At 57.5% G+C, this 24,311-nt stretch carries 16 protein-coding genes; 7 read left to right on the top strand and 9 right to left on the bottom strand.

Annotation, left to right across the window (positions count from 1 at the left end; translation table 11 throughout):
* Positions 1 to 97: 97 nt before the first annotated feature.
* A complete protein-coding gene (locus PMI21_RS18720) occupies positions 98 to 1,357 on the bottom strand; it encodes a type II toxin-antitoxin system HipA family toxin (RefSeq protein ID WP_007936691.1) in 1,260 nt (419 codons plus the stop codon).
* Positions 1,350 to 1,667 carry a helix-turn-helix domain-containing protein gene (locus PMI21_RS18715; RefSeq protein WP_007936692.1) on the bottom strand — a complete coding sequence of 106 codons (318 nt, stop codon included), beginning with the start codon at positions 1,665 to 1,667 and terminating at the stop codon, positions 1,350 to 1,352. Before PMI21_RS18715 ends, PMI21_RS18720 begins: the two co-directional genes overlap by 8 nt.
* A gap of 525 nt (positions 1,668 to 2,192) precedes the next feature.
* On the opposite strand from PMI21_RS18715, the gene mexE reads away from it, so the two are divergent.
* The 3 genes from mexE to PMI21_RS18700 are packed head-to-tail and all read left to right on the top strand — an operon-like array spanning position 2,193 to position 8,056.
* A complete protein-coding gene (gene mexE / locus PMI21_RS18710; protein ID WP_007936693.1) occupies positions 2,193 to 3,446 on the top strand; it encodes a multidrug efflux RND transporter periplasmic adaptor subunit MexE in 1,254 nt (417 codons plus the stop codon).
* A gap of 12 nt (positions 3,447 to 3,458) precedes the next feature.
* A complete protein-coding gene (locus PMI21_RS18705; protein ID WP_007936694.1) occupies positions 3,459 to 6,638 on the top strand; it encodes an efflux RND transporter permease subunit in 3,180 nt (1,059 codons plus the stop codon).
* Positions 6,635 to 8,056, top strand: a complete 1,422-nt coding sequence (locus PMI21_RS18700) for an efflux transporter outer membrane subunit (RefSeq protein WP_007936697.1) — start codon at positions 6,635 to 6,637, stop codon at positions 8,054 to 8,056. Before PMI21_RS18705 ends, PMI21_RS18700 begins: the two co-directional genes overlap by 4 nt.
* Positions 8,057 to 8,170: 114 nt before the next feature.
* On the opposite strand, the gene PMI21_RS18695 is transcribed toward PMI21_RS18700, so the two are convergent.
* The 3 genes from PMI21_RS18695 to PMI21_RS18685 are packed head-to-tail and all read right to left on the bottom strand — an operon-like array spanning position 8,171 to position 11,478.
* The gene (locus tag PMI21_RS18695) at positions 8,171 to 9,136 is read right to left on the bottom strand and encodes a biotin/lipoyl-binding protein (protein ID WP_007936698.1); all 966 of its coding nucleotides are present in this window, start codon (positions 9,134 to 9,136) and stop codon (positions 8,171 to 8,173) included.
* A 4-nt stretch (positions 9,137 to 9,140) separates the two neighbouring features.
* Complete coding sequence (locus tag PMI21_RS18690; protein WP_007936699.1) at positions 9,141 to 9,341, bottom strand: DUF1656 domain-containing protein; 201 nt, start codon at positions 9,339 to 9,341, stop codon at positions 9,141 to 9,143.
* Positions 9,331 to 11,478, bottom strand: a complete 2,148-nt coding sequence (locus PMI21_RS18685; RefSeq protein ID WP_007936700.1) for an FUSC family protein — start codon at positions 11,476 to 11,478, stop codon at positions 9,331 to 9,333. Before PMI21_RS18685 ends, PMI21_RS18690 begins: the two co-directional genes overlap by 11 nt.
* 199 nt (positions 11,479 to 11,677) lie before the next feature.
* On the opposite strand from PMI21_RS18685, the gene PMI21_RS18680 reads away from it, so the two are divergent.
* Positions 11,678 to 12,577 (top strand): bestrophin family protein, encoded by a 900-nt coding sequence (locus PMI21_RS18680; protein WP_007936701.1) that lies wholly within the window; start codon positions 11,678 to 11,680, stop codon positions 12,575 to 12,577.
* A 76-nt stretch (positions 12,578 to 12,653) separates the two neighbouring features.
* Entirely contained in the window at positions 12,654 to 13,709 is a 1,056-nt protein-coding gene (locus PMI21_RS18675) for a tetratricopeptide repeat protein (protein ID WP_007936702.1), read from the top strand.
* Positions 13,710 to 13,795: 86 nt separating this feature from the next.
* Here PMI21_RS18675 and PMI21_RS18670 read toward each other — a convergent pair whose 3' ends face one another.
* Genes PMI21_RS18670 through PMI21_RS18655 form a run of 4 tightly spaced genes read right to left on the bottom strand, consistent with a single transcriptional unit; the run spans position 13,796 to position 19,753 of the window.
* Positions 13,796 to 14,173 carry a response regulator gene (locus PMI21_RS18670; protein ID WP_007936703.1) on the bottom strand — a complete coding sequence of 126 codons (378 nt, stop codon included), beginning with the start codon at positions 14,171 to 14,173 and terminating at the stop codon, positions 13,796 to 13,798.
* A gap of 44 nt (positions 14,174 to 14,217) precedes the next feature.
* Entirely contained in the window at positions 14,218 to 15,450 is a 1,233-nt protein-coding gene (locus PMI21_RS18665; RefSeq protein ID WP_007936705.1) for a hybrid sensor histidine kinase/response regulator, read from the bottom strand.
* Entirely contained in the window at positions 15,447 to 16,262 is an 816-nt protein-coding gene (locus PMI21_RS18660) for a CheR family methyltransferase (protein WP_007936706.1), read from the bottom strand. The genes PMI21_RS18665 and PMI21_RS18660 overlap by 4 nt, the downstream gene beginning before the upstream one ends.
* Positions 16,262 to 19,753, bottom strand: a complete 3,492-nt coding sequence (locus PMI21_RS18655; protein ID WP_007936708.1) for a response regulator — start codon at positions 19,751 to 19,753, stop codon at positions 16,262 to 16,264. The genes PMI21_RS18660 and PMI21_RS18655 overlap by 1 nt, the downstream gene beginning before the upstream one ends.
* A 217-nt stretch (positions 19,754 to 19,970) precedes the next feature.
* Here PMI21_RS18655 and PMI21_RS18650 point away from each other — a divergent pair, with 217 nt between their 5' ends.
* Together PMI21_RS18650 and PMI21_RS18645 are read left to right on the top strand one after the other, a co-directional pair.
* Positions 19,971 to 20,333, top strand: a complete 363-nt coding sequence (locus tag PMI21_RS18650) for a response regulator (protein WP_007936710.1) — start codon at positions 19,971 to 19,973, stop codon at positions 20,331 to 20,333.
* Positions 20,334 to 20,524: 191 nt separating this feature from the next.
* Positions 20,525 to 24,268: a hypothetical protein gene (locus tag PMI21_RS18645; RefSeq protein ID WP_007936712.1), complete on the top strand. Its 3,744-nt coding sequence runs from the start codon at positions 20,525 to 20,527 to the stop codon at positions 24,266 to 24,268.
* Positions 24,269 to 24,311: the final 43 nt, after the last annotated feature.

Below are 24,311 nucleotides of genomic sequence, written 5' to 3' on the forward strand. Positions count from 1 at the left end.
AGGGCCATCAACTGCACTTCAGACCTTCATCGCTGCCATCAGGGCGTTACCCTCAGTAGGTTCAACACCCGTCTGAAGTTGTAGGCGAGCAGTAGCGTCAGCGCAGCAGGTCGATGTTCTCGTCGATTCGGCCTTGAATGATGTCCAGGGTGTCTTGGGTGATCAAGCGTGGGAACAGGTTCTCGGCGATGGTTGCAAACTGGCTGGCGACGCGGCAAATATTGTCAATGATGCCGCCAGCAGTCTCCACTGAGACCTCTGCTTCGTCTGCAAGTCTGAGCATCGCATCTCGGTCAACCTCCAAGGCCTCGCCCATCACGTCCATCTGATGATAACCGCCCGGTCCCTCGCAGAAAGTCACGTCGTAGGCCGGCGCCAGCCGCCATGCACCGGACGGCGACATGACGTAGGCGAAGTTTTTGGGGTGGTCGTCTCGGTTGTTGAACGCGACATTGAAGACGGCACGCTTGAAGGCGATAGCTTTCTCTCGCACATCGTTAGTGCACATCTGTGTCGCACGCAAGAAGTTGACATAGTCCAAGGACCCCGGTGACTTGTAGTCGGCCCCGGTAAAGGCTGCAAGGCTTTGCATGGGCACGCGCTGACCGTCTATACGATCAAAGCGTTTACTCGCGAAGGCTGCCAGCCCGCTGGGCAGACTGAAGTGCTGCGTGTCCGGAGTCTGGATGCCGCACATGCGCAAGCACTCGGCATAGACCATTTCGATAGCACACACCTCGGGATGTTCTTCTTTTGCCGGGAACTTAATCAGCCAGGCTTCAAAGCCCGGCTTGGCGGCGGTGGTAAAAGATCCATTTTGAGGATCGCGATAGACCAACGCCTTTGGCCTGGCGCCTTGAGGCGAGCCCCCCACCAGCAGCAACGTCTGCAGGAATTCCCCACCTTCACCATTGAGAACTTCCTGAATCTCAGCCGCAAGCAGCTCAAGGGGGATATGCGCTTGCGGCTCCTGCCCCTCGGGCGCCACGGGCTCGAACGACATTGCCCCCATGGCATTGTTGCCAATATAGGCCAGCCGCTCCAGAGGTCCTATGCGTGCTGTGTTGAGGCCGCGGCGCCTGAACAACCGGTCCATCAGCAGCATGCCCCAACCGTCAGGCAACGAGTCATAAACAGGCCCTGGCAGGCCCAACTGGTGGGACGGAAAGCCTCGACGTAACTGGGCCCCCTCCAATGGAAGTGTGTAGGACGACAGCTCAAAACCTCTACTCTTCGCTTCATTGCTGTACTCAAACACAATCTGCGGGCGACCGGTGATGGCGGTCGTAGACACAAGCGTGCCCCACAGCCAACGTTCACCCCAACCACCGTAGTAGACGTCAACTTGCTCAAGCATTGTCGGACTTCCTCTTGGCACGATGACGATTGACACTGTTTTCGTATCGGCGAATGTCTTCAAGGCTGTCCAGCTTTGGCAAAAACAGTCCTTCGAGCTCCTTGGTTCGTCCAAGGACCATGGCCACACGGACCACATTCTCGAACCCGACATTGCGCCCAGCTTCGAGGTTGGACACGGTATTGGTCCCGATACCGGCGCGACCGGCCACATCGGCTTGCGTCATCTGCAGAGCCAGCCGCTCCGTGCGCAGGCGATCGCAGAGTCGCTTGACGATCTCACTCGGCTTACTGAAGCTTAAATCCAACATCACGTGTCTTCCGTCGCTGCACACCGTTTAATACCCAAAATTATAGAATTAACCACAATGCAGTTCAAGGCGCGTAATTCCCTAATCTTGTGCTTTATTCAGGAATTTCCTGTAGTACCCACAATTTATTGGAATTAATGCTATTTGTGGGAAGATTCGCCCTGTTGGTAGTTGAGCATCACGTTCGCCAGCCGCAGACCGCGCGCGTCGAGCTCATCCAGATCACGCCCGCTCAGGTAGAACGCAAAAGCACCGCGGGGACCCGGATAGTCTGGCCTGATCCTCATTTTGTAGTGAGGCTGCCCGCGAAGGCCACGACACGGTTTCAAGCCAAACCTTTGCATTCCCCGCAACACAGAATTGTCATCATTTCATTTGATAGCCCGCTAACGAAAGGTGCATGCTAGAGGGCTTGCTCCTGGCTTATATCATTCCGAATGATAGTTACCTTTGCCTCGTTCGATTCGTTTGATACCGCCCCGCCAAGCATTATCCGCCCATCTCAATACATTGGCGGATGCATCCATGGAACAGTCACTCAAACATTTGCGCTTCCCCTTGGCCCTGTTGGCCGTGCTGGTGATGAGCGCCTGCGGCAAGACCCCGGACGCAGCCGCCACCATGCCTGCGGCCAAAGTCAGTGTGGCCAAGGTGCTGGAGCAGCCGGTCAACGAGTGGGACGAATTCACCGGGCGCCTGGAAGCGCCGGAAACGGTAGAGATTCGTCCACGGGTCTCCGGCCAGATCGATGACGTAACCTTCACCGAAGGCGCATTGGTCAAGAAAGGCGATCTGTTGTTCCAGATCGACCCGCGTCCATTCCAGGCTGAGGTGCGCCGCCTCGAAGCCCTGGTTGCACAAGCTCGCGCCACGGCCACCCGCAGTGAAAACGAAGCCCAGCGCGGTGAACGCCTGCGCACCAGCAACGCGATTTCCGCCGAACTTGCCGACTCACGCACCAGTGCCGCTCAAGAGGCTCGCGCCGCCGTCGGTGCACTCCAGGCGCAACTGGACCTGGCCAAACTGAACCTGAGCTTCACCCGTGTCACGGCCCCTATCAGCGGTCGTGTCAGCCGTGCGGAAATCACCGCCGGCAACCTGGTGACCGCCGATACCACCGCGCTGACCAGCGTAGTGTCCACTGACAAGGTCTACGCCTACTTCGACGCCGACGAGCGTGTATTCCTCAAATACACCCAGCTCGCCCGCCAGGGTCAACGCGGCGCCGCTACCCCGGTTTACATGGGCCTGTCGAATGAAGACGGCAACCCGCACCAGGGCCAGATGAATTTCGTCGATAACCAGGTCAACCCGAAGACCGGCACCATCCGCGGTCGTGCGGTGTTCGACAACAGCGACGGCACCTACACCCCGGGTCTTTATGCACGCCTGAAACTGGTGGGCAGCGGCACCTACTCCGCGGTGTTGATCAACGACGAAGCGGTCGGTACCGACCTGGGTAAAAAGTTCGTGCTGGTGATGGATGCCGACAACAAAACGGCTTACCGCCCCGTCGAACTGGGTCCGAAAATCGAAGGTTTGCGCATCGTGCGCAGCGGCCTGAACAAAGACGACACCATCATCGTCAAGGGCTTGCAACGGGTTCGCCCTGGCTCACCGGTCACCCCTGAAGTGATCCCGATGGCCAGCAAGGAAACCCTCGCGGCACTCGCTCAACAACGACAAGCGCTGGAAGCCAGCAACCTGCCCCAAGTCGCACCTGCCAAGGTCGCGCCGGGTACGGTTGTGAAACTGGCTGCTGCGACTCCACGCGGTTAAGGGGCAACTCCGATGAATTTTTCCCAATTCTTCATTTCACGGCCGATCTTTGCAGCGGTACTGTCGCTGCTGATCCTGATCGCCGGCGCCATCTCGCTGTTCCAGTTGCCGATCAGCGAATACCCGGAAGTGGTGCCACCGACCGTGGTGGTCCGTGCCAACTTCCCCGGTGCCAACCCTAAAGTCATCGGTGAAACCGTGGCCGCTCCGCTGGAGCAAGCCATCACCGGCGTCGAGAACATGCTGTACATGTCCTCGCAGTCCACCGCTGACGGCAAGATCACCCTGACCATCACCTTCGCCCTGGGCACCGATCTGGACAACGCGCAGGTGCAGGTGCAAAACCGCGTGACGCGTTCCGAGCCCAAGCTTCCCGAGGAAGTGACGCGCATCGGTATCACCGTCGACAAGGCATCGCCCGACCTGACCATGGTTGTGCACTTGACCTCGCCGGACAAACGCTACGACATGCTCTACCTGTCCAACTACGCCTTGCTCAACATCAAGGATGAGCTGGCGCGTCTGGGCGGTGTCGGTGATGTGCAACTGTTCGGCATGGGCGATTACTCGCTGCGGGTGTGGCTCGATCCGAACAAGACCGCTTCGCGTAACCTGACCGCGACCGATGTGGTCACCGCGATTCGTGAACAGAACCGTCAAGTGGCGGCCGGTGCCCTGGGTGCTCCGCCTGCACCGAATGCCACGGCATTCCAGCTGTCGGTCAACACTCAAGGCCGTCTGGTGTCCGAGGAAGAGTTCGAGAACATCATCGTTCGCGCTGGCGAAAATGGTGAGATCACTCGCCTCAAAGACATCGCTCGTGTCGAACTCGGCTCCAGCCAGTACGCCCTGCGCTCCTTGCTGAACAACCAGCCGGCGGTGGCGATCCCGATCTTCCAGCGCCCAGGCTCCAACGCGATCCAGATCTCCAACGACGTTCGGGCGAAAATGGCCGAGCTGAAGAAGAACTTCCCGGAAGGCATGGACTTCAGCATCGTCTATGACCCGACGATCTTCGTGCGCGGCTCCATCGAGGCAGTGGTTCACACCCTCTTCGAAGCGCTGATCCTGGTTGTGCTGGTGGTGATCCTGTTCCTGCAAACCTGGCGCGCCTCGATCATCCCGTTGGTGGCGGTGCCGGTTTCGCTGATCGGTACGTTTGCCGTGATGCACCTGTTCGGCTTCTCGTTGAACGCCCTGTCGCTGTTCGGACTGGTATTAGCCATCGGTATCGTGGTCGACGATGCGATCGTGGTGGTGGAGAACGTCGAGCGAAACATCGGGCTCGGACTCACCCCGGTAGAAGCCACCAAGCGTGCGATGCGTGAAGTGACCGGCCCGATCATCGCAACGGCACTGGTGCTGTGTGCGGTGTTTATCCCGGCCGCGTTCATCTCCGGCTTGACCGGTCAGTTCTACAAACAGTTCGCCCTGACGATTGCGATTTCGACCGTGATCTCGGCTTTCAACTCGCTGACCTTGTCCCCTGCCCTGGCCGCCGTGTTGCTCAAAAGCCATGACGCGCCGAAGGACCGTTTCTCCAAGGTTCTGGACAAGATCTTCGGCGGCTGGTTGTTCCGTCCGTTCAACCGCTTCTTCGATCGGGCCAGCCATGGCTATGTCGGCACCGTGGGCCGGGTTATCCGCAGCAGCGGTATCGCCCTGCTGCTGTACGCAGGCTTGATGGTGTTGACCTTCTTCGGTTTCTCCAACACGCCGACCGGTTTCGTACCCGGCCAGGACAAGCAATACCTGGTAGCGTTCGCGCAACTGCCGGATGCCGCGAGCCTGGACCGTACCGAAGACGTGATCAAGCGTATGTCCGACCTGGCCCTGAAACAGCCTGGCGTCGAAAGCGCGGTGGCCTTCCCCGGCCTGTCGATCAACGGTTTCACCAACAGCCCCAACGCCGGCATCGTGTTCGTCACCCTGAAACCGTTCGACGAGCGTAAGGATCCGAGCATGTCCGCCGGTGCGATTGCCGGTGCGTTGAACGGCCAGTACGCCGGGATTCAGGAAGCCTATATGGCGATCTTCCCGCCGCCACCGGTACAAGGCCTGGGGACCATTGGTGGTTTCCGCCTGCAGATCGAAGACCGGGGCAACCTGGGCTATGACGAGCTGTACAAAGAAACCATGAACATCATCGCCAAGAGCCGCAGCGTGCCGGAACTGGCCGGTCTGTTCACCAGCTACACCGTGAACGTGCCGCAGGTCGATGCCGCCATCGACCGGGAAAAAGCCAAGACTCACGGCGTGGCTGTCAGCGACATCTTCGACACCCTGCAGATCTACCTGGGTTCGTTGTATGCCAACGACTTCAACCGCTTCGGTCGCACCTATCAGGTCAACGTTCAGGCTGAGCAGCAGTTCCGCCTCGAATCGGACCAGATCGGTCAGCTGAAAGTGCGTAACAACCGTGGCGAGATGATCCCGTTGGCGACCTTCATCAAGGTCAGCGACACCTCAGGGCCAGACCGCGTGATGCACTACAACGGCTTCATCACCGCTGAAATCAACGGTGCGGCAGCCCCAGGCTACAGCTCCGGCCAAGCCGAGAAAGCCATCGAGAAACTGCTCAAGGATGAACTTCCGAACGGCATGACCTACGAGTGGACCGACCTGACCTACCAGCAGATTCTGTCCGGCAACACCGCGTTGTTCGTGTTCCCGCTCTGCGTACTACTGGCGTTCCTGGTACTCGCGGCTCAATACGAAAGCTGGAGCCTGCCACTGGCGGTGATCCTGATCGTACCGATGACCCTGCTGTCGGCCATTACCGGGGTGATTGCCTCGGGCGGCGACAACAACATCTTTACCCAGATCGGCTTGATCGTACTGGTGGGACTGGCCTGTAAGAACGCGATTCTGATCGTCGAGTTTGCCAAGGATAAACAGGAAGAAGGTCTCGGCCCGCTGGCAGCGGTTCTGGAAGCCTGCCGTCTGCGTCTGCGGCCGATCCTGATGACCTCCTTCGCGTTCATCATGGGTGTTGTGCCACTGGTCTTCTCCAGCGGCGCCGGTGCCGAAATGCGTCACGCCATGGGTGTGGCAGTGTTCTCCGGGATGCTCGGGGTGACCTTCTTCGGTCTGTTGCTGACGCCGGTGTTCTACGTACTGATTCGCAACTTTGTGGAGCGCGGTGAAGCGCGCAAAGCGGCCAAGCACCTGAAACTGGAGGCGCAACAATGAGCCTGAAAGCCTTCCTGCCGAGCCTGCTGGTACTGGCCCTGAGTGCCTGTGCCGTCGGCCCGGACTACAAAACCCCAGCCACCGAGGCGGCCAACATCACGACCGCCACCGATGGCAGCGCTGGTCAGAAGAACTTTGACCGCGCCCGTTTCGAAGGCATCTGGTGGCAGCAATTCGACGATCCAACCCTCAACCAGTTGGTGAAGCAATCCTTGCAAGGCAACCGTGATTTGCGCGTGGCCTTCGCCCGCTGGAAAGCGGCCCGGGCGATTCGCGATGACGCCAGCAATGACGCCATGCCGACCATCACCAGCCGCGCTAGCAGCAATCTGGGCAAGGGACAGATTCCCGGCCAGACCAGCAAACGGGTCAACACTGAACGTTATGACCTGGGCCTGGACATGGCCTGGGAACTGGACTTGTTCGGTCGCATCCAGCGCAACCTGGAATCCAGCGACGCCGAACAGCAAGCGGCCGAAGCCGATCTTTACCAACTGCAAGTCACCATGATTGCCGAACTGGTGGATGCCTATGGCCAACTGCGCGGCGCACAACTGCGGGAAAAGATCGCCCTGGCCAACCTGAACAACCAGCAGGAGTCACGCAAGATCACCGAAAGCCTGCGTGATGCCGGTGTCGGCGATCAGCTGGACGTGGTTCGCGCCGATGCGCGCCTGGCGTCTGTCGAAGCCAGCGTGCCGCAACTGCAGGCCGAACAGGTTCGTCAGCGCAACCGCATCGCCACCCTGCTGGGTGAACGTCCGGACAAACTGACCGTCGACCTGAGTCCAAAAGACTTGCCGGCGATCGCCAAGGCACTGCCGATCGGTGATCCGGGTGAACTGCTGCAACGGCGTCCGGACATCCGCAGCGCCGAACGCAAGCTGGCGGCTGCCACCGCGCGTATCGGCGTGGCCAAGGCTGATTTGTTCCCTCGAGTGAGCCTCAGCGGCTTCCTCGGCTTCACCGCCGGGCGTGGTTCGCAAATCGGCTCGTCGGCGGCCAATGCCTGGGCACTGGGCCCAAGCATTACCTGGGCGGCGTTCGACCTGGGCAGCGTGCGCGCCCGATTGCGCGGCGCCGATGCTGAAGCCGAAGGCGCCCTGGCGACCTACGAGCAGAAAGTACTGTTGGCATTGGAAGAGTCGGAAAACGCTTTCAGCGATTACGGCAAACGCCAGCAGCGCCTGATTTCGCTGATTCGTCAAAGCGAATCAAGCCGCGCCGCTGCGGACCTCGCCGACATTCGCTACCGCGAAGGCACCGTGGACTTCCTCGTCCTGCTCGATGCTCAGCGTGAGCGTCTGGCAGCCGAAGACACCCAGGCCCAGGCCGAAGTCGATTTGTACCGCGGCATCGTCGCGATCTACAAAGCCCTCGGCGGCGGCTGGCAGCCAGAGACGGTCGCCAGCAAGTAATGCTTTAACGTGCCCCTTTGGTTGGCCGCAACCCAACCAAATTCCTTGCCCCGCGCCTCATTCGGTCGCGGGGCTTTTTTTGTCTGCATGCCGTGCCAGAAACAATCACAGGGGCTAATGGGTTGCCTCGGAGTCTCGGTTTTCCATGACGGTTACCGTGGCAGTGGTCCCTGCGCGCAGGCGGTTTTTGGCGATATAGTCGGCGTCGATCTGTATCCGCACCGGCACCCGTTGCGCCAGTTTGACCCAGGTGTAACTGGGGTTGATGTTGGCCAGCAGGCGACTGCCGGGGGAGTTCTCACGGTCGGCGATAGCAAAGGCAATGCTTTGCACGGTGCCGCCGAAGGTCTCGCCGCTCATCAACTCGACCCTGACCCGATCGCCCTCCTCAATTCGTGGCAGTTTTGTTTCTTCAAAGTAGCCACTGATATAAAACGAGTCGCTGTCCACCAGTGCCAACAATGCGCCCCCGGCAGTGGCGTAATCCCCCTGGCGAGTCAGCAGGTTGGTCACGTAACCGCTGACAGGCGCTGCAACCCGCGTGCGCTGCAAGTCCAGTTCGGCCTGGGTCAAAGCGGCGATCGACAGCTGCACGTTGGCCTGTGCCAGGCCCAGATTGGCCTGATTGCGCAACAGCTCCGCCTGCGCCACAGCCACTTCGGTACTGGATTTTTCCCATTCTTCGCCGGAGATCGCGAAACGCTGTTTGAGGGTTCGACGGCGACGCTCTTCGCTTTGACGCTGCCTGAGCAGCGCTTCACTGGAGACAATCGTCGCTTCGGACTGGCCAAGCGTGGCTTTGGCGACTTCCACCGCACGCTTGGCATGCTCCACCGCCAGCGTATAACGCGCCGGGTCGATTTCCAGCAGCAACTGGCCTTTCTCGACACGCTGGTTGTCTTGCACGCTCAGGCTGACGATGCGCCCCGAGACATCGGCGGACAACGTCACCACATCGGCGCGAACCCGTGCATCGCGAGTCCAGGGGGCGCGGGTGTAATGCTCCCAGGCGAACCAGCCGAGGATGACGGCCAGCACTACCACCGCCAGGGTCGCGAGTCGGGCAAGGATCGTCTTCAAGGCGTCAGGCTCCCATCACCAGGATCAACGTTGCGCAAACGCAGGCATACAACGCGCCTTCGAACAGCGCCTCATGCCAGACAAACCGCAGTACCCCGAAGCGGCGCAAGATCCAGTCCAACAGCAGAAAAATCGGAAAGGCCAGCAGCAGGGCCTGGGCGATTGGCGGCAGATAGACGCCGCCCAACTCCAGATCAATGGGCAAGGGCCGGCACTCCTTCCACGTCTGCGGGTTGAAAATATTTGCGATGGCGCTCCAGAAACGACACCACGATCAACAACGCCACGCGCATCCTGAATACCGACCACAGGTGTTCATGAACGTCTAGATGCAAGTCGTCCATTTCATCGCCCAAGACATGCAAGCTTCCGAGCAACTGCACAAGGTCAACCCCGAGTCGCCCGGCGATCAATCGCCCTGTCTCTCGGACAGCCGCCAGCAAACGGTTCTTTTGTTCCGTACTTAACAACGTATTGCTTTGCCCCTGCTGCCTGAGCTGGTTCAAAGCCACCCCCAGTGCCATGCACCCGAGGCTGACTTCGAACAACTCACGGGAATGCTTGTCGCTGGTCGCCGGCAATAGTCCCAACATCATGGTCAGGCGATCGACCATACGGCTTTCAAACGCAAATTGCTGCTCATCGGTGGCCGGCGTCTTCAACAAAGCGTAGACCTGCTCACAGCTTTCATTGAACAGCCGGCGTATCCGTAAATCGGGCCTGAACGGGAAGATCAAGGCGTAAACACTGAGCGCCAGCGCGGCGGCGCTGATATACGCACCGGCAAACTCAAACCACTGAATGGCATTGTTTTGACCGATTCCTGCGTTTTGCGGCCCCAGCAACAGCATGGTCGTCAGTCCAAGACCAATGCCTGTGCCAGTGGTTGGCGGGCTGGCCAGCCCCACCGCGACCGCGTACAGCAATGGCGCAAACAACAAGGCGAGTAACTCGAAGTCACTGATCATCGGCATCAGCATGAACAGATAGAGCGCCGACACCACCAAGGCCAGACCCAGCCCCCTGGCAAAGCTTTGGCTGGCCAGCAATGGCCGCGGAAAAGTCGCCATCAGCGAACAGAGAATCCCCACCACAATCATCCCGCCGCGAGCCCCATCCCAAGCAGTCTCGATCCAGATCAGACCGGCCACCAGCAACGCAGTAAATGCCCGGATTGCGTTCATTGCCGCCAACGTGAAGTCCAGATGCAATGGATTGTCCTGGCCGCGGAACACACAACTGGCTTCACGTCCTTCCTGGATCGCGTCGCTCAGTTCCAGAATCTGCCCCAGTTGCTCCAACATCCGTGCCTGCTCCCAGCGCAGTGCCCAGGCCAACGAGCGCAGCGTGGCAGGCATCGTCTCGATAAGTTGTTCGGCCTTGTAGGCCATGTCATCGAAACGCTGTTGCAGCGTCGAGAAGTGGTGCCGCGCCTCGGTCGACAATGAGCGCCCTTGCACGGCCAGGTCATCGAGAAACGCCAGTTCTTCGGCGCGCAAACGCTGTACCTCTTCCGGCAATGCGCCTTCCCAGCGTTCGGTGAGCAGTAGTCGCTGGTGACGCAAAGCCGTCAACCGCGAAGTCAGCAGCACCAGTTGATTGCCGAGCAACTGCACCAGACCGTTGGCACTGCGCAACCGTGGTGCATCGAAATACAAATGTCGACGCAGCCCTTCAAGGGCGCTGATCTCGCCCAACAGTTGCATTTGCCGCTTGTGGAAGTCGGCCTCGCTTTCCTCGGTTCGAATAACCGCCGCCGCATGCGTCGCGAGCAGCTTGATCACTTGATCGATCTTGGCGAAGTAACCCCGGGCCACCGCCTCCGGTCGCGCCGTCAGAAGGCTGACGACGCACACGCAGGCCACCGCCAACAATGTTTCTGTGACGCGAGTGACCGCCAATAGGAACGTGCCCTCCTGATCGGGTTGCGCCAGCAGTGCCACCACCACCGCTGTGTAACCGCTCAGAACAAACGCCTGGGAACTGGTGTAGCGCAACAAGGTGCCGCCGGCGGTACACAGCGCCAGCCATAAGGCCAGGGTGATGATGAAGGGCAGCGGCGCCTGGGGGAAAATGGCCATGATCAACACCGCGACTGCCGCGCCCAACGTGGTGCCGATGATCTGGCCGAAACTTCGGGCCAGAGCCATGCCGCCCAATGGCTGGCTGACAATGATCACCGCCATGATCGACCACTTGGGCTGGTCGAGGTCGAACACAAAGGCCAGGTACAGCGTCAGTAACCCGGCCACGATGGTTCTCAGGGCAAACAGCAGCGCCTCGCGTCCGGGGTTGAGAATCGCCTTGAAGTATTGAAGCAGCGGTTGCATGGGAGCACTCATCGAGTCATCTCCTGCAAGCGTAGTCATCACGACGAATTTCTGTGTCGACAAAACCTGTAGGGCATTTCGCCGATGGTTACGCCCACCTTGATAGAGCCTGTCGATCACTTCGTCAGCCAAAGCGATTGGACAGGATCACCCCATGCCCCTAGGCTGAAATCGCTGCGAAAGCGTCACTCTCTCTATAAAGCCCCTGCCCATGATTGTGCGTCCCAAGCCGAACCTGCTCGGCATGTTGTTTTCCCTTAAAGGCTCAATTGCCAAGCGTATTGCCTTGCGCAGTCTGTTGGTGACCCTGCTGGCGTCGGTGATCGTGCTGGTGGAGATCTGGCACCCGGCGTATTTCTCCAAGGTCAACGCCACACCGTTCACCCTGCTGGGCCTGTCGTTGTCGATCTTCATGAGCTTTCGTAACAACGCCTGCTACGACCGCTGGTGGGAGGGCCGCAAGCATCTGGGGCAGTTGATCATCGAAGTACGCTCGTTGATTCGCCAAACCCAGGGGCTGATGGCGGCGGCCGAACGTGAACTTATGCTGCGTGAACTCTGCGGGTTCGCCCATGGCCTGATCGCCCGCCTGCGCGTTGAAAACGAGCTCAGCGCCATCAAGCCGTGGACGCCGGATGCCGTGGACGCGGGGCATCCGAACATCACTGACGCGCTGTTGCAGCGGATCGGCGCCCGGTGCTCGGCCCTCGCCGAGCGCGGCCAGATCAGCGAATGGCGTTATACCCAACTAGAAACGCGACTGGTCAGCCTCAGTCAGGTCCAGGCCAGTTGCGAACGCATCAAAAGCACGCCGCTGCCCTTCCCATACACCCTGCTGCTGCACCGCACCATCTACCTGTTCTGCATCCTGTTGCCGTTCGCCATGGCAGAATCTCTTGGCTGGCTGACACCGGTGATTACCGCCATTGTCAGCTACACCTTCTTCGGTCTCGACGAAATCGGCGACGATCTGGAAGACCCGTTCGGCTTCGATGAGAACGATCTGCCGTGCAATGCGATTTTGCGCACACTGGAGCGCGAAGTGCTGGCAGCGCTGGGGCAAACCGACTTGCCACCGCCCCTTGAGCCTGATGACTACGTGTTGAACTGAGCAAGGGTTTGACTCACAGCCCGGCCTGACCGAAGCTGGTGACTTTGCAAAAGCCTGTCAGCTCCCGGATTCCTGCATGCCTCAGTCCCGCCGCTATCTGCTCATCAGCCTCTGTGCACTGTTTGCCCTCGCCCTCGCCTGGTTTTTTTTGCGCAGCACGACGCCTGTGGTGCCGGAGGCGATTCGACGCGGCTACAGCGAAGCGCTGACCCAGGCACGCACGGGTCAACCGGGGGCGGCGCGGGTTCTTTACCAGCAATTGGGCCGCCCAGACCTGTCCGACAAGCGCCGCGTCTGGCTGCATGCCGAACTGCCCAACTACCCCAGCCCACAAGCCCTGAAACTGGCGGATGCGGACCTGCAACATCCTTCGGCGGATGTGCGCATCGCGGCGATCAAAAGCGTCAGCGGTTTAGTGCCCAATGGACAGCGAAGTCTGTTGCTTGGGCCCTTGCTCGACGACAGCGACCAAAGTGTCCGGTTTGTCGCAGTCAACGCCTTGTTGGGCCTGTCCCCGGATGAGCTGGGGTTGTATTTCGGCCCCTTGGAGCAAGCCATCGATGCCTGGGAACAGGTCCTCAAGCACCAGCCGGAAAGCGCCGACACCCAGTACCAACTGGCGCGCCTGCATTTGCACAATGCCGAACTGAAGGACGCGCAGCAGGCATTGGAGCGCACGTTGCAACTGGCGCCCGGCAACCTGCCGGCACTGGTGATGCAGATTGACGTGCTGGATCGACAGGGCCAAAGCGATGCCGCCCAACAATTGTTGGCGAAGCAGTTAAAGGCTCAGCCCGATTCGGCCTACCTGCAACATGCGTTGGGGCTCTGGCTGCTGCATCACGGGCAAAGTGAGTTCGCGTTGCTTGGGCTGTCCAAAGCCGTGGAGCTTGAGCCCGACAACAAGGATTACCGCTACGACCTGGCCACCACGTTGCATGGTGAGCAAGAGCTGGAAGCGGCGCAGAAACAGCTGCAGGAAATCGTCCAGCGCCACCCGGCAGATCGCAAGGCGCGCGTGCTGTTGATCAACTATTGGAAGGAAAGCGGACAGTTGCAGAACGTGCAGATCCTGTTGGCGCAGCTCGAGCAGCTCAATCCGGATGATCCGGCGTTGCAGCAAGGGCTTTAATCAAGATCAAAAGATCGTCCGAGCGCGGCCCGAGCCTTCGGCAGCTCCTATAGGGGGGGCCGTGCGACACAACCGTCGACGCCGCTTCAGGAGAGCAACTCCTGCATTTTCCGTTGCAACTCATCCAGATCGAATGGCTTGGCCAGGATCGGCGCCTTGCGGGTGATCGGGCTGTCGGTCTCGCGGATTTCCTGCGGGTAACCGCTGATGAAGATCACCTTGAGTTCCGGTCGCAGTTTCACGGCCGGTTCGGCGATCTGCACGCCAGTAATCCCGCCAGGCAGGCGGAAGTCGGTGATCATCATGTCCAGGTTCGGTTTGCTCGCCAGAATCTCAAAGGCCTGCTCACCGTTTTCGGCTTGCAGCACCCGATAACCTTCACCCGACAAATAAGCGGACAGCACCATCAAAATTGAAGGGTCATCCTCTACGATCAGTACCACGTCTTGTGCATCTTCACTCATGGAAAACCTTTGTTCGGTCAATAGCTGCTGATACGACCATGTGGTCAATCAGAGGTTGCGTTCATCGGGCTGTTTTCCTGCAGCGGCAGACAAACGCGAAACAAGGCGCCTTCGCCAATCCGGCTCTCGACGGTAATGGAGCCACCATGGGCGGCGACAATTTGCTGCGAAATAAACAACCCCAGGCCCAGCCCCGCCACCACGGCCCTGGTGGAAACCCGTTCGAACTGCTGAAAAATGCGCTGCTGATTCTCTTCACCGATCCCGATACCGCGATCCTGAACCTCAACCCGCGCTTGCCCGTGGTGATTGTACACGCGTACGTCGATCGCGCTCTTGGCACCATAGCGCAACGCATTGGTCAGCAGATTGGAAATCACTTGTTCGATACGAAACTCGTCCCAGTCGCCTATCACGGGTTGGTCGGCGATCAAGCTGACTGACGACTCTGCGGCCTCAACCTGCGGTGCGAAGTTTTGCAAAAGATTGTGCACCAGTTGCACCAGGTCAAACCGATTGGGGCGGATCGACAGCTTGCCGGTGCGGATCCGCGACACATCGAGCATGTCTTCGATCAGGCGGATCAGGCTTTTGATCTGCCGCTCGTCGCGCTCGACCATGGCGTGCATTTTGTCCAGGGTGAACGCCGCCGCGTTATCCCGGGCCAGGTGCATTTTACGCAACTGGGTTTCGAGGATCAGGCCATTGAGCGGCGTACGGACTTCGTGCGCGACGATGGACATGAAGTCATCGCGCATGCGCACCGCCTGCTTCAGCTCTTCCTGGGTATTCTGCAACTGATCTAGCAGTGCCTGCTGTTCGCGGCGACTTTGCTCCATGGCTTCGACCTGCTGTTGCATCGCCTTGCTCTGGCGATACAGGTCGACGAAGACATTGACCTTGCTCTTGACCGCGTGAACATCCAGCGGCTTGTAAAGGAAGTCCACCGCACCACTTTCGTAGCCCTTGAACGCGTAATTGAGCTCGCGGCCGGCGGCACTGACGAACACAATCGGAATGTGCTTGGTTTTTTCCGTGCCGCGCATCAGTTCAGCCAGCTCGAAACCGTTCATGCCGGGCATTTGCACATCGATAATGGCCACCGCGAATTCATGCTGCAACAACAGCGACAAAGCTTCATCGGCGCACAAGGCCTTGTAGACGATGCGGTCCTCACGCTTGATCAAGGCCTCGAGCGCCAGCAGGTTCCCCGGCAGGTCATCGACGATCAGCAATTTGGTCAGGATAGTACTGAGAGGCAAACCTGCACTGTTCATGATTTACGGTAGATCCGTTCGTGTTTGACCAACGGTTCAAACTGATTGCCATAGGCCGAAAAGTCCAGGGTTTCCTTACTGCCAAGTCCTAGAAAACCACGATGACACAGGGATTCGTGAAACAAGCCGAACGCACGATCCTGAAGCTTTTTATTGAAGTAAATCAGCACATTACGACACAAAATTAATTGAGTTTCCGAGAATACGCTGTCGGTGGCCAGGCTGTGATCGGCGAAGGTCACGTTGTCGCACAGACTCTTGTCGAAAATCGCGTAGTCATAAGCCGCCGTGTAGTAATCGGCGAACGAACGCTGACCACCGGCCTGCTGATAGTTGTGAGTGTAGGCGCGGACATTCGCCATGGAGAAAATCCCCTGCCTGGCTTTATCCAGCGAGCGCGGGTTGATATCGGTGGCGTAGATGATGGCGCGATCCAGCAAGCCTTCCTCGCGCAGCAGAATCGCCATCGAATAGACCTCTTCGCCGGTGCTGCAACCGGCAATCCAGACCTTGATCGACGGCCAGGTCTTGAGCAGTGGCACCACTTGCTGGCGTAGGGCCAGGAAGTACGGAGGGTCGCGAAACATTTCACTGACCGGAATCGTCAGCAATTGCAGCAGTTGCATGAACGCGCCCGGGTCGTGCAGGACCTTCTCTTGCAGCGCCGAGATGGTATTGCACTCCAATTGGCTCAACGCATGGTTGACCCGGCGCTTGATCGACGCGCCGGAGTAATCGCGAAAATCGTAGCTGTACTTGAGGTAAATCGCCTCGATCAACAAGCGCAATTCGATCTCGGTATTACGCTCCACTAGAGGCGTTCCATCTTCGGCAACCACACACGAATCAACGAGAACAGGCGATCCAGGTCGATGGGTTTGGCCAGGTAGTCGTTGGAACCGGCCTGCAAGCAGCGCTCCTGATCGTCCTTCATGGCCTTGGCCGTCACCGCAATGATCGGCAGCTTGCGCCAGCGCGGGTCCTTGCGGATTTCTACGGTGGCTTCGAAACCATCCATTTGCGGCATCATCACGTCCATCAGCACCAGGTCGATGTCCTCGACTTCATTCAGTTTTTCAATCGCTTCACGACCGTTACGACCAATGACCACCACGGCGCCCTTGTGCTCCAGAGCACTGGTGAGGGCAAAGATGTTACGAACGTCGTCGTCCACCAGCAGCACTTTACGCCCCTCGAAGACCTTGTCGCGGCTGCGGGCGGTCTTGAGCATCGTCTGGCGCTCATGGGACAACCCGGATTCGACCTTGTGCAGAAAGAGGGTCACTTCATCCAGCAACCGCTCGGGCGAACGCGCGCCCTTGATGATGATCGAGCGCGAATACTTGCGCAGTTCCGCCTCTTCATCCCGGGTCAGGTTGCGCCCGGTATAGACGATCACCGGCGGGAACGAGCAGATATCCTCGGTGGACATACGCTTGAGCAAGTCGTTGCCAAGCATGTCCGGCAGTTTCAGGTCGATGATCATGCAATCGAACATCGTGGTACGCAGCAGGTCGAGTGCATCCTGCGCCAGGCCGACGGCAGTGATTTCGATGTCTTCGTCGCCGATCAGTCGGGCGATGCTGTCGCGCTGCAGATCGTCGTCTTCGACCAGCAATATGCGTTTGACCTTCTGGGTCAGCTTGGCTTCGAGGCGGGCAAACACCTCCTTGAGTTCCTCGCGGGTGGTCGGCTTGACCACATAACCGATGGCGCCCATGTGCATGGCGGCCTCGACGCGATCCTCGACCGAGATCACATGCACGGGAATGTGCCGGGTTTCAGCGTGCTCTTTAAGACGTTGCAATACCGTGAGCCCGGAATGATCCGGCAGGCGCATGTCCAGCAGGATTGCATCGGGGATCAATTGCCTGGCCAGGTCGAAGCCTTCGTCGGCGCCATGGGCCACCAGGCACTGATAACCCAGTTCATGGGCCAGATCGTAGAGGATGCGCGCAAAGTCTGGCTCATCTTCCACCACCAGGATGCAGCGAGAGGCAAATGGCTCCTTGTGACGATCATCGTCAAAACGCGCAATCTCAACGTCGGCGATCAACGGCACAGGCGTGGCAACCACGGTGGCTTTCGGCGCGTCAACCGGCGTGACGTTCATCGTCTCGACCGGCGCGTTACCCGGTTCGACGTAGTGCTGCGGCAAGACCAGGGTGAACACGCTGCCCTGCCCAGGTGTGCTGATCAGGCTGATGGAGCCGCCCAACAACCCGGCCAGATCACGAGAAATCGACAATCCCAGGCCGGTGCCGCCGTAACGACGGTTAGTGCTGCCATCGGCCTGACGGAAGGCTTCGAATATGCTTTGTTGTTGATCCGGCGCAATGCCGATCCCGGAATCGCGGACGATGAAGGCAATGCCCTCGCCAGGTTGAGCAGCGACGCTCAGGCTGACGGTGCCCTTTTCGGTGAATTTCACCGCGTTGGACAGCAGGTTCTTGATCACTTGCTCCAGGCGCTGGCGGTCGGTGAACAACATCAGCGGCGCATCGGCCTGCAATCGGACCTCGAAATCCAGTTTCTTGTCCGCGGCCAACGGCTCGAACATCCCTCGCAGCCCCTCCACCAGACGCTCGACGCTGGTGTTCTCCGGGCGTACCTCAAGCTTGCCGGCCTCGACCTTGGAAATGTCGAGAATGTCGTTGATCAGGTGGAGCAGATCGTTGCCGGCGCAGTAGATCGACTCGGCGAACCTGACTTGTTCGGCGCTGAGATTTTCCTGCGGATTTTCCGCCAGCAGTTTGGCCAGAATCAACGAACTGTTCAGCGGCGTGCGCAGTTCATGGGACATGTTGGCGAGGAATTCGGACTTGTACTTGCTGGAACGCTGCAGCTCTTCGGCGCGGGCTTCGAGCTCGAGCTGGGCCTGATTCAGTTCGGTGTTCTTCAGATCCATGGCGTCGCGTTGCTCGGCCAGGATCTGCGCCTGTTCGGCGAGTTGTTCGTTGGTTTGCTCCAGCTCGACCTGCTGGGTTTCCAGGTGCGCCTGGGACTCCTTGAGAATCCGCGACTGTTCTTCCAGCTCTTCGTTGGCGGTCTTGAGTTCTTCCTGCTGAACCTGCAGCTCTTCGTTGAGTTGCTGGGTTTCGGCCAATACGTCCTGCAAGCGCTGGCGGTAGCGCGCCGCTTCGATCGAGGTACCGATGTTGCCGGCAATCAGCTCGAGCAATTCGACGTCGCGATCCGTCAGCGGCCGCAGGAATCCCAGTTCGATCACCCCGTTGACCCGGTCGTCGTCGCGGGTCGGCACCACCAATACGCTATGGGGCAGGCCTTCGCCGAGGCCGGAGCAGACCTTGAAGTAATCACTCGGGACAGGGTCCAGACGGATCAAGCGCGCCTGTTGCGCCACCTGCCCGACAATGCCTTCGCCACTGTAAACCTGCTGTTCAAGTGCCTCCTGCTCCCGGGAAAAACCGTAAGACGCAATGCGCTTCAGGCCCCCGTGTTCCTCTCGGACATAGATTGCCGCGACAGCACTGCCCAGATAGTGCGCGCAGAACTGCAGAATGTTGCTCCCCAACAGATTGAGCGATAACTGCCCCAGGACTTGCCCGGCCAGTTCGGTCTGGCCGCTGCGCAACCAGGCTTGCTGTTCCAGACGCCGGGCACTGGCCTGTTGCGCGGCGAGGTTGGCACTGTAGCTGCGGGACAGGTTGAGCAAATCCCGGCGGCCAATGTAGGCCAGCAACCCGCTGATACCGGCGACGAATAATAGATAAAGGGCGATGCTCCAGATCGTGGTGCTGCGCACTTCCTCGTTGCGCCTGACACGCAACTGCTGCTCCATGTCGATCACGTCTTCGAATTGCTTGCGGATCTCATCGGTCAGCCGCTTGCCGCGCCCGGCCTTGATGGCGCTGCGGTAGTCACCGCTGGCGCGCTGCAAATCGATCATCGATTGCGCGAAATTGACCCATTCCCCCTGCAAGGCCTGGAGCCGGTGCAGGCGATCGGTCTGGACCGGGTTGTCGGCGGTCAGTTCGAGCAAGGTATTGAGGGCGACCGCAATGCGCGGTTTGGCCGTCTCGTAGGGCTCAAGGAAATGTTCGTCACCACTGAGCAGGAAACCGCGCATTCCGGTTTCCAGATCGACGGTCAGCTTGATCGCCTCATTGGCATTATTGATCACCCGGTCGGAGTGCTGGACCCACTGGATCACCGACAGCAAATAGGTGATCAGCAAGACAAAAAACACCGCGCTGATGACACCGACACCCAACGGCAGGCTGACGTTGCGACTCAGGAGTTTGCGGAATCGTTGCTCATCAACCGAAGACGCAGAGATCATGGGCAAGCCTTGTCGAACTGTTGAAAGCCATCGAGTCTGCCCCAAAACGGCCGGGGCGATCCAATTTTCTGACATGTTTTTCGGCGAAATCCTGTATTTGACTGCTCTGGCGCAAAGGAGCGGTTATTCTGTGCGGATCTTGTGCGGCTATTGTTTTTTATAGCCCGGCGGTTTTGATCGACCAGCCACCGCGAATTCAATCTTTGAGAGCCCCACTATGTCCACCCACCCCTCCACCATTCTAGTCGTCGAAGACGATGCCATCGTGCGCACGCTGATCGTCGATGTGCTGGAGGAGCTGGGGTTCCGGGTGCTTGAAGCCGATGGCCATGAACCTGCGCTGACGTTCATCAACGATGAGGACCAGGTCATCGACTTGCTGATGACCGATGTCGGCTTACCGGTGATGGACGGTCGGGAATTGGCCAGGCAGGCGCGCATGCTGCGCCCCGAGTTGCCGATCCTGTTCGCCAGCGGTTATGCCGAAAGTATTGAAGTGCCTGAGGGCATGTATGTGATCGGCAAGCCGTTTTCCATTGATCAGTTGCGTGACAAAGTAAAGAACATACTCGACAACTAAAGATTTTGATTAATCCATCCTCGGCGTCGAACCCCATAAAGAACGACGCTTCCTGTTTCAATAGCATCAAGCGAACTTCATAGCTTTCCGAAAGTAAGAAACAAGTATTCACACAACATTAATTGCCTGCTCACCCCGACTGCAAGAGGATTGCCACACCTAAAAGCAATACCTGATAAATGGATTTATTAATGAACCACCCTGACATTGCAGCAACTTCTGATGTGCGCTTCTCCAAACCATATCGCATCATCAACGACCCTGAAAAAAACATTAAAAGTGACGAAATCGAGCGACAACGAATGCTCACGCTGCTTAAAAAAGGCATCGCCGGAGCGAACGACGATGACCCCGTGTATTGGGACGGTGAATTTATCACGGCGGAAAAGGATTCATCTTTCGAACAGGCGCATCAACCTGGTGCAGTCCTGTTGCAGCGAATGATGGACAAGCCAGCCTTTAAACGTATTCTTGAAGAACATGGCGTTAATGCGAACTCTGAGATCTATATATTTACCGACGGTGATATCTTTGTATCGCCTCCCGGCCGGGCAGGCCGCGTCACCACTGCGATAAAACTTGACACTGAGCTCAATGATGATTTTACGACGCTCACAGAAATCGCGGCTGCAGTTGGTGGATCTGTTTCTGTGAACAATGCTGTCGGTATCACGCAGTGGATGGCATTTCACGAGTACGAACTACCTGAAGATGTAAAGGGCATAAAAAACCTCATTAAACATCTAGAATTCGAGTACAGCCCCAGCCCTCCTCTCGACAACTATTGGGGAATGATCTCAGCCCTCGACGATCAGTCCGTTGTATTGTCGCCTGATGAGCGAAATAAAATACGCGTTTTGACGAATCAATTTACCGGGCGCAAAAAAAAACTCATGACAGTTCTAGGAGAGATCGCATTGGGGCCCCAAGGGCCCACCGCGACCCTGTTGAACTGCCGTGATCTTTTGCACGAATTGGGCACTCCCCCCTTCTTGCAGTCCTGGTCTAAAGCCTACATCGATGCACTCGGCTGGTACGGTTCCAATGCGGGAGAACAAATCTCTGACCTGTACGCGGAACAGCTCCTGATGACCGCAGTCATTCTGGACATTTACCCCGCAGCGGGAGAAGACGAACCCCGCAATCATGTGGCTGGTTACAATCTTTACGCTCCCGAAAACATTGAAAAGTCGGTACCCGACATCATCTTCGAATTTGAAAGGCATCTCGAGGAAAAGCATAAAGTACCAGCGTATACCGCCACATTAGCTGCTTACTTGCTAATGGCAGGCAAGGCCCCAGAGTTTCTGGTTAAAGAACTACCCGACTCTCTGCTCTTGGGAACACCCGAATGGATCACCTTCTGTAGGGGAGTCGCCTTGGCAGAAGCAAACGCGATCGGGTCTGCGCTGTCGATGACCTATTCTGATGTCATGCAACTCGAGGCGATTGAGCCGGTCAACAAGGACTTGGAAATTCTGCACCACGTGTTGGCGGTTGACCCCATCATTGATTGGGCCTTATTGAACAGTATTGTTACGCTCGACAGTGTCAATAGTAATTACCCGGCAGCCGTTGAGTCTGCCATCGCGGCTTATCAAACGTTCGGTGATCTCTACACACAGACAGCAACAACCTTGGCCACCCCACTGCCCAGCCGAAAAGCGATATCACTGGAAATACTCCAGCATATCGTGCCGGGCTGCGACTTCCTGGAGGAAAAAATACTCTACGAAAAAAAACGGGGATACCCCGGTTTTAACAGTTTCGAGCCTTTGGCTATGTCAATGGTCGGGCTCAACATGTCCAATCATCTTGGGACAAGCAATTGGGATTTGAAAAAAGGCACAAGTATCTATCAGAGCTTCCCGCGCCTTTTGCCTAACCTGGTTTCTACGGAGGGGGTATTCAAGCGTCGCTTTGACCAAGCCTATGCACCATTGGCAAAAGCAATGGCCACAACAGTGAACCTCGTTTTGTCGGCATTACCGCCCATTGACCGCGTTCGCTTGCTGTGCGGCGAAGTCACGCTCTTCACAATCCGTCCATCGGTTGCCTTTATCCAGCCTCCAGACCTGTTTCCCCAGGAAAAACAGAAAGACAAGGATGCCGCTACGGGGCGCTACGGCTTAGTGCTATGTTCGAACCATGAAGGACGGCTGTACTGTTATGAGCTGTTCACCTTACAGGGTGAATGTCGAGAAAACCCTGAGTTGGCAGCGCTTATACAAAAAGAAAACTCGCTACAGCAACCCGCGAGGCTGGATTTTACCGGTCACATTAATAGTTTAAGTAAAACCGCCTCCCTACACACGTTGCCTACCAACATCGAACGCTATACCCATGGAGTTCCCCACGGCGTCACCCTATCCAGTCAAGGAGTAATCGACAAGCTGGGCACATTCCCTGCCGCTGAAAAAAAATCAAGCGAAATCCAGCAAAGTCATTACAAGAGTTTTTACAGCGGGCAATTTAATTCGCTGGTGGACTTCATCCTGAAACATCGACCTGTCTGGACATATGAAGAGCTGATAGAGGATTCACGAGGCCGCACAGAACTGGAACTCAAACTTGCCAGAGAAGAAGAATACTTCGATACCTTTATCAATATCATCGTACCTTTCAAGTCTTGTATTGAGGATTTGACATCCGATGATCCCGACCGCAACAGAGGGAGCGTACTGTCTTGCACGATTGAGCTCGCCATTAACGTGTTACTGGTTGTCGGCGTGGTTGCAAAGGCCGTTGGCGCAGTCGGCAAGGCTGCCTCCATCGGGGCAAAATCGAGAGCGTTAGCGAAGATCGGCCTTGGATTTCTCAACTCGGTGTTCAACCCGGTGGATGGGACGCCTGAACTACTCTATGGCGCCGGGAAGTATCTGAAAAAAGGTGCACTGGGGATTGGCAAGCTAGGTCTGCACTCATTGGAAAATGCCACCCATCAATTTCGAAAGCTTACCGGCGCCGCAGATTCTTACGACTTGATCAAAGCAGCACAACGACTTGACGTTGCGCAAGGCACATGGCGCCCACTTGATAGCGCCGTCGATTCTTTTGTATTTGCGGCTGTCCGCAGGAATGACGATTGGTATGCTCTCAACCGACTCGGCCAGCCGTGGGGAAGAAAACTGGATGACTTCAAGTCGACCATAAAATTCCACCTTCCAATCCGCTATAAATTAATGCCCGAAAGCTATGCCAGAAGTGTCATCAAGGAAGGTCTTCCTCTGGCGCGTAAAAAAGTTGAAAGCGCTATCAGCATCTTGTCCGACACCGGTTCAAATGATGATGCAAACCTTGTGCTCAAGCTACTTTTGGGGGACGCCTCACCCCAAACACGTAACCAATACCTCACCTATCTGAATGAAGTAAAAGCTGACTTTGCGAAGGTCAGTCTCAGCAACCTGATTTTTGATGGTTCAAAAAACACCGAAGCGCTCGCCTCATTAAACGCTACTTGGTATAAGGAATGGAAAGCGGCAAGCCACACTGAGGCAGCGCGCAAAAAATTCATCAGAATTAACATTCACAATTTTAACGATAATTATCGCAAGGAATTTTTCAATTCAGGCACCACGGCTGACGGCTTGGTTCACGAAATGTTTCACGGTGCGCCCGACACCAGCGACTTCAACTATGCGTTGGACCCGGATATTTATCAAAAAGGTTACCAACAACTTGACGTAGGCCCTTTGCTGAACCTTGCCTCCGGACATGCGCCAGCGATTCCGGGGAAATATCCGCCTGTATACCTCAAAAGCACTACGGCCTTAAAAAACGCAGACTCGTTTGCCATAACGACTTCATTGTTAAGCCAGTTAGCGACCAACCGACCTGTCTACCTGGAAAATATCAAAGCCATGCAGGCAGCGCTTGATCGAAGCCGCAACGGCTACATCGGCGTGGATGTTTTGGTGAAACTCAATACGGTGTAACACCAGGACCGCTGCCGCAGGCTGTCCTGCGGCGGCGGTGTTT

This window comes from Pseudomonas sp. GM18 (assembly GCF_000282195.1).
GTDB lineage: Bacteria > Pseudomonadota > Gammaproteobacteria > Pseudomonadales > Pseudomonadaceae > Aquipseudomonas.

What these genes read in the sequence shown, in the direction of transcription:
- PMI21_RS18720 (WP_007936691.1), bottom strand. Translation starts at nt 1,357, where the DNA reads ATGCTTGAGCAAGTTGACGTCTACTACGGTGGTTGGGGTGAACGTTGG.
- PMI21_RS18715 (WP_007936692.1), bottom strand. Translation starts at nt 1,667, where the DNA reads ATGTTGGATTTAAGCTTCAGTAAGCCGAGTGAGATCGTCAAGCGACTC.
- mexE (WP_007936693.1), top strand. Translation starts at nt 2,193, where the DNA reads ATGGAACAGTCACTCAAACATTTGCGCTTCCCCTTGGCCCTGTTGGCC.
- PMI21_RS18705 (WP_007936694.1), top strand. Translation starts at nt 3,459, where the DNA reads ATGAATTTTTCCCAATTCTTCATTTCACGGCCGATCTTTGCAGCGGTA.
- PMI21_RS18700 (WP_007936697.1), top strand. Translation starts at nt 6,635, where the DNA reads ATGAGCCTGAAAGCCTTCCTGCCGAGCCTGCTGGTACTGGCCCTGAGT.
- PMI21_RS18685 (WP_007936700.1), bottom strand. Translation starts at nt 11,478, where the DNA reads ATGAGTGCTCCCATGCAACCGCTGCTTCAATACTTCAAGGCGATTCTC.
- PMI21_RS18680 (WP_007936701.1), top strand. Translation starts at nt 11,678, where the DNA reads ATGATTGTGCGTCCCAAGCCGAACCTGCTCGGCATGTTGTTTTCCCTT.
- PMI21_RS18675 (WP_007936702.1), top strand. Translation starts at nt 12,654, where the DNA reads ATGCCTCAGTCCCGCCGCTATCTGCTCATCAGCCTCTGTGCACTGTTT.
- PMI21_RS18670 (WP_007936703.1), bottom strand. Translation starts at nt 14,173, where the DNA reads ATGAGTGAAGATGCACAAGACGTGGTACTGATCGTAGAGGATGACCCT.
- PMI21_RS18665 (WP_007936705.1), bottom strand. Translation starts at nt 15,450, where the DNA reads ATGAACAGTGCAGGTTTGCCTCTCAGTACTATCCTGACCAAATTGCTG.
- PMI21_RS18655 (WP_007936708.1), bottom strand. Translation starts at nt 19,753, where the DNA reads ATGATCTCTGCGTCTTCGGTTGATGAGCAACGATTCCGCAAACTCCTG.
- PMI21_RS18650 (WP_007936710.1), top strand. Translation starts at nt 19,971, where the DNA reads ATGTCCACCCACCCCTCCACCATTCTAGTCGTCGAAGACGATGCCATC.
- PMI21_RS18645 (WP_007936712.1), top strand. Translation starts at nt 20,525, where the DNA reads ATGAACCACCCTGACATTGCAGCAACTTCTGATGTGCGCTTCTCCAAA.